The organism is Myxococcales bacterium, assembly GCA_012517325.1.
Taxonomy (GTDB): Bacteria; Lernaellota; Lernaellaia; order Lernaellales; family Lernaellaceae; genus JAAYVF01.
Map to the genome: position 1 here is coordinate 1 of JAAYVF010000038.1, position 13150 is coordinate 13150.

General features: G+C 59.5%; 12 protein-coding genes and 1 pseudogene. 8 read left to right on the forward strand and 5 right to left on the reverse strand.

Annotated elements, in window-relative coordinates; genetic code table 11:
* Both GX444_07085 and GX444_07090 read left to right on the forward strand, forming a co-directional pair.
* A partial coding sequence (locus GX444_07085; GenBank protein ID NLH48352.1) for a winged helix-turn-helix transcriptional regulator occupies positions 1 to 370 on the forward strand: 370 nt, incomplete at its 5' end.
* Entirely contained in the window at positions 367 to 1848 is a 1482-nt protein-coding gene (locus GX444_07090; protein NLH48353.1) for a HAMP domain-containing histidine kinase, read from the forward strand. The genes GX444_07085 and GX444_07090, both read left to right, overlap by 4 nt.
* A gap of 21 nt (positions 1849 to 1869) precedes the next feature.
* Here the strand turns inward: GX444_07090 and GX444_07095 are convergent.
* A pseudogene (locus GX444_07095) lies at positions 1870 to 2013 on the reverse strand (hypothetical protein).
* A gap of 331 nt (positions 2014 to 2344) precedes the next feature.
* Here GX444_07095 and GX444_07100 point away from each other — a divergent pair.
* Genes GX444_07100 through GX444_07110 form a run of 3 tightly spaced genes read left to right on the forward strand, consistent with a single transcriptional unit; the run spans position 2345 to position 4634 of the window.
* Positions 2345 to 3190, forward strand: coding sequence for a hypothetical protein (locus GX444_07100; protein NLH48354.1), 846 nt, complete (start codon positions 2345 to 2347; stop codon positions 3188 to 3190).
* 25 nt (positions 3191 to 3215) lie between these two features.
* Positions 3216 to 4037, forward strand: a complete 822-nt coding sequence (locus GX444_07105; GenBank protein NLH48355.1) for a hypothetical protein — start codon at positions 3216 to 3218, stop codon at positions 4035 to 4037.
* 21 nt (positions 4038 to 4058) lie between these two features.
* Positions 4059 to 4634 carry a hypothetical protein gene (locus GX444_07110; GenBank protein NLH48356.1) on the forward strand — a complete coding sequence of 192 codons (576 nt, stop codon included), beginning with the start codon at positions 4059 to 4061 and terminating at the stop codon, positions 4632 to 4634.
* A 39-nt stretch (positions 4635 to 4673) separates the two neighbouring features.
* Here the strand turns inward: GX444_07110 and trxC are convergent, their stop codons facing one another.
* On the reverse strand, positions 4674 to 5108 hold the full coding sequence (gene trxC / locus GX444_07115) for a thioredoxin TrxC (protein ID NLH48357.1): 435 nt from the start codon (positions 5106 to 5108) through the stop codon (positions 4674 to 4676).
* Positions 5109 to 5289: 181 nt separating this feature from the next.
* Here trxC and ychF point away from each other — a divergent pair, with 181 nt between their 5' ends.
* Positions 5290 to 6309, forward strand: coding sequence for a redox-regulated ATPase YchF (gene ychF / locus GX444_07120; protein NLH48358.1), 1020 nt, complete (start codon positions 5290 to 5292; stop codon positions 6307 to 6309).
* On the opposite strand, the gene GX444_07125 is transcribed toward ychF, so the two are convergent.
* Positions 6299 to 7021 carry a glycosyltransferase gene (locus GX444_07125; protein NLH48359.1) on the reverse strand — a complete coding sequence of 241 codons (723 nt, stop codon included), beginning with the start codon at positions 7019 to 7021 and terminating at the stop codon, positions 6299 to 6301. The two genes, ychF and GX444_07125, sit on opposite strands and share 11 nt — an antisense overlap.
* A gap of 730 nt (positions 7022 to 7751) precedes the next feature.
* On the opposite strand from GX444_07125, the gene GX444_07130 reads away from it, so the two are divergent.
* Both GX444_07130 and GX444_07135 read left to right on the forward strand, forming a co-directional pair.
* Positions 7752 to 7931 (forward strand): hypothetical protein, encoded by a 180-nt coding sequence (locus GX444_07130; protein NLH48360.1) that lies wholly within the window; start codon positions 7752 to 7754, stop codon positions 7929 to 7931.
* Positions 7932 to 8167: 236 nt separating this feature from the next.
* Entirely contained in the window at positions 8168 to 9952 is a 1785-nt protein-coding gene (locus tag GX444_07135; protein ID NLH48361.1) for a long-chain fatty acid--CoA ligase, read from the forward strand.
* Positions 9953 to 9973: 21 nt separating this feature from the next.
* Here GX444_07135 and GX444_07140 read toward each other — a convergent pair whose 3' ends face one another.
* Positions 9974 to 11248 (reverse strand): acetyl-CoA acetyltransferase, encoded by a 1275-nt coding sequence (locus GX444_07140; protein NLH48362.1) that lies wholly within the window; start codon positions 11246 to 11248, stop codon positions 9974 to 9976.
* A gap of 12 nt (positions 11249 to 11260) precedes the next feature.
* On the reverse strand, positions 11261 to 13069 hold the full coding sequence (locus tag GX444_07145) for a 3-hydroxy-3-methylglutaryl CoA synthase (GenBank protein ID NLH48363.1): 1809 nt from the start codon (positions 13067 to 13069) through the stop codon (positions 11261 to 11263).
* Positions 13070 to 13150: the final 81 nt, after the last annotated feature.

Sequence of the window (13150 nt, forward strand, 5' to 3'; positions counted from 1 at the left end):
CATCCGCCGCGCCACGCCCGTCGCGCCCGCCGCGCCCGCCGCCGCGCCGGCCGAGCGGCCGCTGGTGTTCGGCGAATTGCGGATCGAGCCTTCGTCGCATGCCGTCTGGCTACGCGGCTCGCCCTTGGAATTGACGCCGATCGAATACGACCTGCTGCTCACCCTGGCGCGGGCTGCCGGCCGGGTGCTGTCGCGCGATCAACTGCTCGACGCCGTCGCCGGGCGCGAATACGAGGTCTTCGACCGTTCGATCGACGTGCACATCTCCTACCTACGGCGCAAGCTCGGCGACGACCCGAAAAGCCCGACCTACATTAAAACCGTTCGCGCCGCCGGCTACCTGTTCCGGGACGAAACGGAGGGCCGATGAAAGCGCACCGCTCGCTGCTGGCCAAGATCATTTTGTGGTCCTTCGTCAACCTCTTCGTTCTCGGCGCGCTCGTCTTCGGCTTTTTCAACCTGCAATTTCACCTCGGCCCCGAGTCCCCGTTCGGCGGCCCGCCCGAAGATCCGGTACTGGCGATCGGCCGCCTGCTGACCCGCGAACTGAGCGCCGCCGACCGCGAGAACTGGGATAAAATTTTTACCGAATTCGCCGGCACCTACGGCGTGACCTTCACCTTGCTCACGCCCGAAGGCGATTACCTCGGCGGCGACCGGCAGGCGATTCCGCCGGCGGTCAGGGAAAAGATCATGACGTGCCCGCGCGGTATGGGACGGGGCATGGGCATGGGAATGGGTATGGCGCGGCGGGGCCATCCGGGTGGAATGCCGGAACCGTTGCCGGACTCGCCGCAGGGCCGGTTCATGCAGCGGCACTCGCGTTTTTCCCTGCGGACGACAAACCCGACGCGTTATTGGGTGGGCCAGTTGTATCCGGTGGTACTGGACCGCGAGAACCTGCCGCAACCGGCTTTCCTCCTGGCGGTTTCGGATTCGATGACCGGCCACGGGTTGTTTTTCAACCCCACGCCCTGGATCGTCATCGCCCTGGCGATCGTGCTGATTTCGTTTTTGCTCTGGGCGCCCTTCGTGCGCAATCTGACCCGGCCGCTGACCCAGATGACCGACGCGACGGCGGCGATCGCCCGCGGCCAATTCGAGGTCAACCTTCCCGCGCGGCGGCGCGACGAGATCGGTCGCCTCGGCCAGGCCATTAACGACATGGCGGCCCGCCTGGCCGGCTTCGTGAAAGGGCAGAAGCGATTTCTCGGCGACGTCGCCCACGAACTGGCCTCGCCGATCGCGCGGATCAACCTCGGCCTGAGCATCCTGGAGCAGCGCGTCGACGAACCGCACCGTGAGCGCGTCCGCGAGGTACTGGAAGAAGTGCAGCAGCTTTCGAATCTGGTCAACGAGCTATTGTCGTTCTCGCGCGCCGAAATGAACCCCGCGAAGGTGCGGCTCGAAAGCGTCGAACTGGCGCCGATCGTCCGGCGGATCGTGCCGCGCGAGGGCGGCGAGGGGTGCGACATCCGCGTGGCCGTCGACGAGGAAATCCGCGTCCAGGGCGATCCCGAACTGCTGGCGCGCGCCCTGGCCAACGTGCTGCGCAACGCGGTCCGCTATGCCGGCGAGGCGGGGCCGATCTTCATCGAGGCGCGGCAACGGAATGGCGAAGTGGAATGGACGGTGCGCGATTCGGGCAAGGGCGTGCCGCCCGACAGCCTCGGCCGACTTTTCGAGCCGTTTTTCCGGCCGGAAGCGTCGCGCGGCCGCGACACGGGTGGAGTCGGCCTGGGGCTGGCCATCGTCAAAACCTGCGTCCAGGCCTGCGGCGGCACGGTCGGCGCGCAAAACCTGCAACCGGCCGGATTCGCGGTAACGATGACTTTGAAAGCGGGTTGATCGGTCGCGATCGACCCGCGATCAGAACGATCCCGCCAACTCGGCTTCGAGGCGCGCCAGCGGCATGGCGCCGACGACCTGCTTGACCACCTGGCCGTTCTTGAACAGCAGCAGCAAGGGAATCGACTGGATACCGAAGGGTCTGCCGTTTTTATTAACACTCAATAATAATTCTTGACTAGTCGGATTATATTTGTTATTCATTATATATAATTATGGATTTATGGCACAAATGCCATCATGGGCATGAAATGATTGAATTTATCAAATATTTCACTGACTGGCCTCTAGCCACTTCAAGCCAAAAGAACAGATTCTTTGTTATCCATCATCAAGCATCAAATGCTGTGAATCGAACTGCCGCGACGGATAATCGGTCACATACTCATACAGTGATAAAAGCCGGATATTCGAAGGGCCGTCTTTTATCTGAAGTTGATTACACATTTTCAATAATAAAGATAAAATCTCATCAACCGAACAGAGGAGACTAAGCATGAAGTGGTTTTCAATATGTTGTATTGGCGCGCTTTTATTGGTTTTATGCTCGCCAAATGTGCATTCTCAAGGGCTTACCCGTGGTGATGCCGCTGGTGTGGCGAACATGGATTACACTGGCGATTGTCCGGGAGACGATTTGGATTATGATTATTATCTGATAAAAGCATGGGCCGATGAAATGGAAGCCAATTTGTTCACTACCAACTTTGTCTATCCCAACATCAATCATTTATGGATGACAGATTATAATTTAGTCGACTGGGGAAGAGACCATTTGAAAATGGAAACTTATCATTTTGTAATTATTAGCGGACACGGCGGTACGGTGACAGTTAATAATCTTGATCAAAATCGAATAAAACTTGGAAAACAAAATCCGAATGGAGATTGCTATGTCTACCCAAGATACCAAATGAAAATTGGCGACAACAATCAACATAAATTGAAAATATTGCATTTGGTGACTTGTCATGGCATGACTGTCGACCAGGGCAGGCTAGCTAATACTTGGAACAACACATTCGCAGGAATTCACCAGATTCATGGATTTCATGGTGTAAGCTGGTCGATGCCGGCATTGCTAAGCGATTTTGAACATCTCGCCAATCACGGACAAGGCAACAATGTCGCTTACGAATGGCTTTTTGAAATGCATCATGAAGAATTCGAATTCGATCAATGCCCGGTTGTATATATTGGGGCGGATTCGGAAACGCAGGCAAATCAAATTTTCCAAAATGAGACGTACCGCGTCCGAGATGATCCAATTTACACCGAACCATCCTTGTTTAAACGATGGTATTTTGAAGGGTGTGATCCATCACAGGGCGGACCGATGTAATAGGTTGAAACCGAGGAGAATAAAAATGCGTAAACTAAACAATATATCTCTGATGATCGTCCTTCTGACATTTTGCGCAATTGTTATCCACAACGAGTGTCGGGCTCAAGAAGCAATCCCTGTTTATCAATGGGTCGAGATAGCAAACGCCAATGAACTGTTAATAGAGGATGCATCAATTCTTGGCTTGGATATTTCAAACAAAAAAATGGAATATGATCATCGTGGTTGGTATGTCATCTCGACCGATTTTTATCAGATCGAGATGCAAAAACAGACGGGATATTTTAATTATTTCATTAAAAGGCCGGTGATGATACCAACGCCTTATAATAAAGAAACAATTGATATAGACTCAATCAATAGCAAAGCCAGGGCCATTTTGTTGTCCTTTGGCATTCCACAAGATGAGATTGAAACTATTAGTGTAAAAAGACTTTTAGCACGGACAGAGGATAAATTGGGTAATGCCATCGGCCAACCTGAAGTTGTAAATTATTATGCATATTGCACCAGGAAAATTGGCGACATTTCGCTACGCCATTCCTATGCAAAAGCCATGTTTGATACTTCGGGGCAACTGATAAAAATTCAATTATATTGGAGACCCGTTCAAAGACAGAGCCCACTCGTATATCGAACCAAAATTAATGAACAAATCCTTGGGGTAAAAGTAAAAGAACTTTTGTCCAATGAAATGGCAGATTATTCAATACACAAATCGTTCTATGCCTTTTATGAAGATCACAATCCGCAAAAGGTGGGCGAAATCAATTTAATGTACATTACCCTTTACTCATCTCCTGGCGGTAAATTAAAGGAATTGGTCATTCCCGCCACGGAGTGAATCGAAAAAGGGAGGACAGAAATGATGAGATCATATTTGTTCGGAATCCAGTTTCTCGCCATGATAACATTGTTGCTGGTCAGTTGTTCGGGCGAAGAAGACAATGGTCAATCCGATGATTGCAGTCAGATTGTCGAAACATTTCAAACAATCGAAGCAAGGCAAGAAATCGTGGCGCCGCAAGCCCAAAATTACGAGGATTGCATTCCAGACAAAGTGGCTGCCCAATCCGACGCCAAGGAATTATTTCTGACGATGATGGAATTCTACCTGGGCGATTATCGCGATGAATTCGACAACGTCTATACCTTACAATGCACGCAAGACGGCACTTGGACTATGCCTGGCAATACCCCCGATGGCGCGCGTTGCGCGGGCGGATGGGGAATGCCGATTCGAATCGTCTCGGAAGAACAGAACATTCAAGTTCCCGGCACAATCCTTTTAGGCGGTGGTACGGTTGAGACATCGGGCGCGAGTCTCGATTTTTGCCTGCCGAATAATGATTGCCGATTTGGCTATCATATAAAGAATGAAAACGGCGACGCTTGGAAATGGGTTTTCTATGAGAATAAAGGCGAGTGGGTAAAGGAATAATCGTGACCGAACCGTCGTGCGAACATGATCAACCGGCCGTCAAATCATTCCCGCCAACTCGGCTTCCAGGCGCGCCAGCAGCATGGCGCCGACGACCTGCTTGACCACCTGCCCGTTCTTGAACAACAGCAGCAGGGGAATCGACTGGACGTTGTACGGCGCGGCGGTTTGCGGATACGCCTCGGTATCCAATTTGACCACCTTGACACGGCCGGCGTGCTTGGCTGCGAACTGCTCGAGCACCGGCGCCATCATCCGGCACGGCGCGCACCAGGAAGCCCAGAAATCGACCAGCACGGGCAACTCGCCCTTCAGGACCTCGGATTCGAAAAGCTTGTCGGTGGTTTCGACTGGTTTGGCCGGCATGGCCAGCGCCGCCTTGCAATTGCCGCAATGCGCCTTGCCGTCGCGTAGCGAATCCAACGGTGCGCGATTGGGCGCGCCGCAACCGGGACAACGAACCGTTTCCGCCATGATTTTCTCCATTTAAATCCTCTACCGACGCCTGGTCGCCTCGGATTGGCGACGGTTCAACCGGGCAGGCGAATCCCAATATAACCACGATTTGCCGCGACGGCGTCCAGCCGCGCCGTTTCAACTTGACAGTGACGGTCCACGGGGTATGTTTCCCTTGCCACCTCACAGGGGAATCTTCATGGATTTGACGGTGATCGGTCTGGGCGGTTGCGGGAAATCGACGCTGCTGGCGGCGTTGTCGGGCCAGGCGGCGCACGGCGCGCCGGCGGTGACGATCAAGGTGCCCGACAAGCGAGTCGATAAGCTGTCGGCTTTCTACAAGCCGAAAAAAACCACTTACGCCGAAATCCGGGCCCGCGAGGCGGCCTGGCCGTCCGGCGCCGAAAGCAAGCGCAAAAGCGAGATCGACCGCTACCTCGACCAGATCAAGGGCTCCAACCTCTTTCTGCACGTGCTGCGCGACTGCGCCACGCCACTGGCGACCGACCCGCCCGACGCCCGCCGCGACCTGGAAAAGCTCGACGGCGAGATGATCTTCGCCGACCTGGTGACCTGCGAGCGGCTCATCGAGCGCGAGCACGTGCAGCCCATGGACGCGGCGCGCAAGGCGGCCGTGCACCGCGCCAAGGAACGGCTCGAAAGCGAAACGCCCCTCTGGGCGAGCCAGTGGGACGAAAACGAATTGAACTCGCTGGCCGGCCTGAACCTCATCACCCTGACGCCGCAACTGCTGGTCGTCAACGTCGAGGAAGGCCGGACCGAGGCGCCCGCGCTGCCGGCCGAAAAACTGCACGGCCGCCATGTCGTGCCCGTGTGCCTGAAAATCGCCGCCGAGGTGGCCACGCTGCCGGCGGAGGATCAGCAGGCCTTCGCCGCCGAAATGGGCCTGGGCGAACCGGCGGCGCACACCATCGCCCGCGAAGCCTACCGGCAACTGAATCTGATCAGCTTCTTTACCGTGGGCGAGGACGAGGTGCGCGCCTGGTCGGTGCCGGCCGGCACCAACGCGCAGAAGGCCGCCGGCCGCATCCACTCGGACCTCGAACGCGGGTTCATCCGCGCCGAAATCGTGCCCTACGAAACCCACATGCAGTTGGGCACGCTCAAGGCCTGCCGCGACGCCGGCAAACTGCAATTGGAGGGGAAGGGCTATCTCCTCAACGACGGGGAGATCATGCACGTGCGGTTCAACGTGTAGCGCCGCGCAGACGCCACAACAGCCGCAGATATTTCCAGCCCATGCGAAACAGGCGAAAGTCGCTCTGACCCGCCCGGCGGAACGAATAAACTGTCGGCACCTCGGCGAGCCGCGCCCCGGCGCGGTGCGCGCGGATGACCAGTTCCGGCGAAATCGCGAAGTCGCGGCTTTCCAGGTCGAGCGAAAACAGCAATTCGCGCGTCATGCTACGGAAGGCGTTGGTCAGGTCGTGCGCGGGCACGCGGTAGACGCGGCGCGCCAGCCGCGAGAAACAACGGGAACCGAACGACTTGAACCGCCCGAGGTTGCCGTAGCCGCCACCGGGGATCGCCCGCGAGGCCAGCACCAGGTCGCAGCCCTCATCCAACCGGCGCACCAGCGCGGCCACGTCGGCCAGGCGGTCGGACAGGTCGGCCATACACCAGACGAGGTACCGGCCGCCGGCCCGCTGGGAACCGTGCAGCAGCGCCGCGCCCATGCCGCCGCTGGGTGACAGCGATTCGATCCGCAGGAAAGGCAGGCGCCGCGCCGCTTCCTGCAAAACGGCGAGGCTGCCGTCCCGGCTGCCGTCGTCGACCGCTACAACCTCGAACGGCTCGCCGAACGAAGCGCGCAGCTCCGCCAACCGGGCCAGCAGTTCCGGCAGGTTCTGCTCCTCGTTGCGCACGGGAACGATGAGCGAGAGTCGCGGGATCGGTTCTTCGGTCGCCATCGGATCGGTGCTCTCCAACGCTTGGGATAACGATGCCCGGCTGACTGTAGCAAAATGTGCCGCGAATCGCATCCTTCGAATTGCCAAAAGTCGCCGGCGGCGATCCACCCGCCGAATGTAAGAGCGGCTTAGCAGCCGCGATAAAAAACCTACGCCGTCTATCCGGGCGCCAGCCGGAATACACGCCGGGAACGCCCATCGCATGACCACTGTAGGAGCGGCTTAGCAGCCGCGATATAAGCCTTACACCGTCTTTCCGTGCGCCAGCCGGAACCCAAACTGGGAGCGCCAGCGACTTAACTAATGTAAGAGCGGCTTAGCAGCCGCGATAAAAATCCTCGCCGTCTTTCCGTTCGCAAGCCGGAACCCACACCGGGAGCGCCGGCGACTTGACAGGTGTAGGAGCGGCTTAGCTTGGGGCCGGTGGATTTGCGTAAATATAACAATTGCGCGCCAGCGACCTGACTGGTGTAAGAGCGGCTTAGCAGCCGCGATTTCACCTTTCCGCCAAACCATCCGCCGGATTTGCCGAAACGAATAATTTTCGCTTATTTATCCGTGACTTCCGATTTAACTATGATCGCCAATGGGAGTCCACTCGTAAGTATTAAAAATGATTCACATTTTCCCCCTGTTTTTTTTTAAAGATGTATCTTTCTATTCGCCTTCCGGGTGGAGCGGCGTGGTTGGATGAGGTGAGGGTGGCGGTGAAGGCGTTTGGAGAGTGATCATGCCCAATTGGTACGTCGATCCCGACCAGGCCGACGATTCCGGCGCCGGCGAAAGCTGGGCCACCGCGAAAAAACATCTCAACGCGATGATCCAGGCCCTGACCTATCCGCTGATCGGCGAAAACATCATCTATCTAAAGGTCGGCGCGACCAACCTCTCAACGGCCGTGCCAGTTTGAGGTTCGCACCCTTCGAGACGGCCAAGGGCCTTCTCAGGGCGATGGTAAATACGAGACGTCTGAAGAATCTGCACGCGTCAACGAAAGACTCGCTTGACCGATCCGCGTCGAATCGGGGATAGTGAATCCACACCCTCAACCGAGGGCCGCGTGACCGCCGCCAGCGTAGAAAATTCATCGCCAGTCCGGGTCATGGTTTGGCAAGCGGGTCGAATCCCAATCGCCGGAGGACAACCATGCCGGACCGTACCCTGGTATCCGTGATCGCCGCCAAATGCCAGGAAATCCCGGGCAGCATCGCCCAACGCCACAAGCAGACCGGAACCTGGCAGGACATCACCTACGGCGAATTGCTGGCGCGAGCCGAGGAAATCGCCGCCGGATTGGTCGACCTCGGAATGCAGGTCGGCGACCGGATCGCCTTGCTCTCCAACAACAGCGTCGAATGGGGGCATTGCGACCTCGGGATTCTGTTCGCCGGCGGCGTGACGGTGGCGATCTATCCCACGTCCATCCAGCGCGAGGTGGCTTACATTCTCGAAAATTCCGAGTCGCGGCTGATCTTCGTCGAAGACGCCAATCAACTGGAAAAGGCGGTGCAGGCGCGGCAGGCCAATCCGCGGGTGGAAAAAGCCGTGGTGATGAACGGCCCGGTTCCGGCGGGCGATTTTGCGCTGTCTCTCGCAACGCTGCGCGAAAAGGGCCGCGCCTTGCTCGCGCGGGATCGGGAGGCGCTCGGGCGGATCGAGGCGCGCCTGCGGCCCGAGGACCTGGCGACGATCATCTACACCAGCGGCACCACGGGTCCGCCCAAGGGCGTCATGCTGACCCACAAAAATATTTTGTTCGTGATCGACGCCGTTCTGGACACCACGCCGGACACCACCGATTTCAAGCTGACCCTGAGCTTTTTGCCGCTGTCGCACAGCCTGGAGAGGGTCGGCGGGCATTTCCTGCCGCTGACCACCGGGCGGACGATCGCCTACGCCGAAAGCCTGGACAAGCTCGGCGACAATTTCCGCGAGGTGCGGCCGGACATCGCCATCGCGGTGCCGCGAGTGTTCGAAAAAATTTATTCGCGAATTAATGAAACCTTACGCGAAATGCCCGAGCGCCGGCGCAAAATCTTTCGCTGGGCGGTCGGCGTCGGCCGCGAGGCGATCCGCTACCGGCAGAAGAATCAACCGTTGCCGTTCGGCCTGGCGCTGCGGCACCGACTGGCCGACCGGCTGGTGTTTCGCAAATTGCGCGCTGTGCTCGGCGGGCGGATGAAATATTTCGTTTCGGGCGGCGCGCCGCTCGACGCCAACATCGCCGAATTCTTTTCCGCCGTCGGCATCATCGTATTGGAGGGCTGGGGCGCCACGGAGACCGCCGCGCCGGCGACGGTGAACCGGCTCGACAACTTCGTTTTCGGTTCGGTCGGCCTGCCGCTGCCAGGCGTGGAGGTGAAAGTGGCCGAGGACGGCGAACTGCTGGTGCGCGGCGCCGGCGTTTGCACCGGTTACTGGAAAATGCCCGCCCAAAGCGCCGAGACTTTCGACGCCGAGGGCTGGTACCACACCGGCGACGTCGGCCGGATCGCCGGCGACGGTTTCGTCTACATCACCGACCGCAAGAAGGAGTTGATCATCACTTCGGCCGGCAAGAACATCTCGCCGCAGAACATCGAAAACAAGCTGAAACTGTCGCCCTTCGTCTCCAACGTCATGACCATCGGCGACCGGCGCAATTACGTCACGGCGCTGGTGACCCTCGACGCGGAGGCGGTCAACAAGCAGCTCGGCACCGGCGGGCTCGATCACGCGGCGCTGGCGGCGCGCGCGGATGTCCGGCAATTGATTCAGGCGGAAATCGACCGGGTCAACGCCGATCTGCCGCGCTACGAAACGATCAAGAAATTTCGGATTCCGCCCGCCGATTTCACGGTGGAAATGGACGACCTGTCGCCGACGCTCAAGCTCAAGCGGCGCAACATCACGGCCCGCCACCAAGCGTTGATTGACGAAATGTACGAATGAGCGCGGCCGGGCGCGGCGGCGTCAGGCCGATTCGAGCGGGGCTTGCTCTTCCCGCGTTGGGCGATAATCGAGCACCGCGTGTCGCTTCGGCTCGTCACGGCCGAGGATCGCGATGCTGCAGACGTTGAGGAACGGCAGGCCGCCGAGATTGTGGGTCAGGCCGAACCGCGGATTTTCGAGCTGGCGCTCGCCGGCCTTTCCCAGCAGTTGCTTGTAGACCTCGTAGATCATCCGCAGGCCCGACGCGCCGATCGGGTGGCCGAAACATTTCAGGCCGCCGTCCGGCTGGCAGGGGACGCCGTTGCCGCGCAGGGTATAGAACCCGTCCTGGATGTCCCGCACGGCTTGGCCGCGTTCGGAGATGTGCAGATCCTCGTAAGTCACCAGCTCCGTGATCGAAAAGCAATCGTGGACTTCCAGCAGGCTGATTTCCTCGCGCGGGCGCTGGATGCCGGCTTCCTGATACGCGAGGGTGCTGGCCTTGTCGGTGGTGAGAAAGTGATCGCCGTCCCAGCCGCTGAACGACATTTCCTCGCCGTTGCTCAGCGCCAGTTGCAGGGCTTTGACCACCACCGGATTTTTGCAGCCCATTTCCCTGGCCTTGGCGACGGTGGTCACCAGGGCGCAGGCGGCGCCGTCACTGACCCCGCAGCAGTCGAACAGGCCGAGCGGGTGGGCGATGATCGGCGCGCTTAATGCCTGGTCGACGGTGATTTTTTTTCGCAGGTGCGCCTTGGGATTGAGCGCGGCGTTTTCGTGGCTTTTCACCGAAACCATCGCCATGGCGCGCTTCAGTTCCGCGTCCGGAATCCGATGTTTGGCGGTGTAGGCCGAGGCGAGCAGCGCGAAGGCCCCCGGCGCGGTCAGGTTGGGCATCCACTGCCAGTTGAGCGACCCGGAATTTGCGCCCTGGTTGGGCAAGCCGCCGTAGCCGGTGTCCTTCAGCTTTTCCACGCCCAGCGCCAGGCAGATGTCGTAGGCGCCGGAAGCGACCGCGTAGACCGCGCCGCGAAACGCTTCGGTGCCGCTGGCGCAATAGTTTTCGACGCGGGTCACCGCGATGCGCGGCAGGCGCAAGGCCACCGCCAGGGCGGACGCGCTTTTGCCGATGCTCGTCTCTTCCATGCAGGTGCTCAGCCAGGCGGCCTGGATTTCCCGCCGGTCGATGCCGGCGTCCGCCACGCCTTCGTTGAAGGCCTCCACCATCAGTTCCTCGGCCCCTGATTCCCAGCGCTCGCCGAAGCGCGTGCAACCCATGCCGATGATCGCCACTTGATCCCGGATTCCCGTCGCCATGGTTCCTCCTTGCTACTTCACTTCCAGCCGGAACAATTTGCCGATGAGTTGCGATTTCATCAGGTCGCCGTCGATTTTCAATTTGCCGCCGCTGAACGCCTCCATCGCGTTGAGCTTGCCGATGGCGATCGCCACGAAATCCCGATCCGCCATGGAAAGCACGGTCGTCGGCGAGGGATGCTCGCCTTCGTGGATCGTGCAGGCGCCCTCGCGGACGACGATGTGCCACTTGCCGCCCGCCGCGCCGCTGATCCGGTATTGGAAAACCACGTCCAAACCGGTTGCCTTGTCGGCCCGGAAACCGGCCTGCATCAGGGCGAACACCTCGGCCACCGACAATTCCGACGCCGGCGCCGCCGGCGCGGATCGGTCCGGCGGTAGCGGCACAGCCTTCCAGAAGTAGCCGTAAAAGCCGCGTTGCCGGTCTTTCAAGCGGCGGCGGAAGGCCATCGTTACCGGTTGGCCGACGGACAGATCGGCAAGCTCGCAGTCGGTGAAATCGGCCATCATCCGGCCGCCGCCTTCGAATTCGATCATGCCGTAGATGGCCGGCGGATCGACGGAGACCGCCAGCAGGTCGCCGGTAAAGGATTTAATACGGGCCGGCTTGTCGGCGAAGCGATATTCCTCCTGTGAATGTTGCGCCAGACATTGCGGATTGACGCACAGATCCATTTTCGGGAATTGCACCGTGCCGCATTGTGTGCACCGGCCGCCGATCAAGGCGTGCAGCATGCGTCGCTTCCGCCAGAGCGCGGTCATCGCCGTCTGGGTCGGCGCTTCGGCGCGGATGCCCATTTCGGTTTGCACCAGGTCGCGGAACACCAGGTACTTGGCGTGATTGTCGGTTTCCCGGCGATTGGCCAGCGAGCCTTGCAGCCCCTTTCGTCCCGCCGGAAACGCCGGCCGATCCGTCACGCGGAACAGTAGGGCGTCGCAACCCTGGCCGAAGCCCGCCACGACCAGCCGTTCGCCCGGTTTGGCGTTTTCGAGCGCGCCGGCGAGCATCAGCAGCGGGTGGGCCGCGCCGGTTTCGCCGCAGACCGCGAAAAGGGTGTCGGCCGCTTTTTCCGGCGGCACGCCCAGGCGCCCCGCGATCTGGCGGTGTTCGGCCTTGAAAAGGCACGGAAAGATGAGCCGGTCGATGTCCGCGGCGGTCAGCCCCAGTTTTTTCAGCAAACCGTTGACCGCCTCTGGAACGATCCGCCCGTAACCTTCTTCACGTAGCCAGCGTTCTTCCCAGTAATAGTCGAAGGTCTTGTCGGCGGCCCGGTAATGGTCGACGAAATCGTGCGTCACGGAAAATGAGCCGCCGTATTCGGCCATGACGTCGCCGTCGCCGACCAGAAAGGCCGCGGCGCCGTCGCCGAACCACAGTTCGTTGAAGTTGGCGGTCTTGGTCAGGCGCTGATCGGCGGCGGCCACCAAGACGGCGCGGCGGCTTTTTTGCGCCACGGTTTCCAGGGCGGTGATCAGGGCGGTGGTGCCGGCTTTCTGGCACGAGGTGAAATCGGCGGCCAGGATATCATCGCGCAGCGCCAGCGCTTCCTTGACGATGCCGGCGTTGGACCGGTCGGCGAAGGGCAACGTCGTGGAACCCAGGTACAGCGCATCCACCTCGGCCGGCGAGCGGCCGATCAGGCAGTCGCGCGCGGCCGCAACCGCCATGGTCAGACTGTCCTCGTCCCAGTTGCCGAACGAGCGTTCGCCTTGCGCGGCCATCATGATGGCCGGTGCAAACCAACCGAATTGCTGGACGGCACTGGCGCGATTCAGACGCAAGCGCGGCACATAACCGCCGGACGCGACGATTCCCACCATGACAGACACTCCCGTTGTTCCGGTTAGAAAGAAAGGCGATTTGGCTGATGGATCGATGATGGAGAGCCCACCGCAAAAACC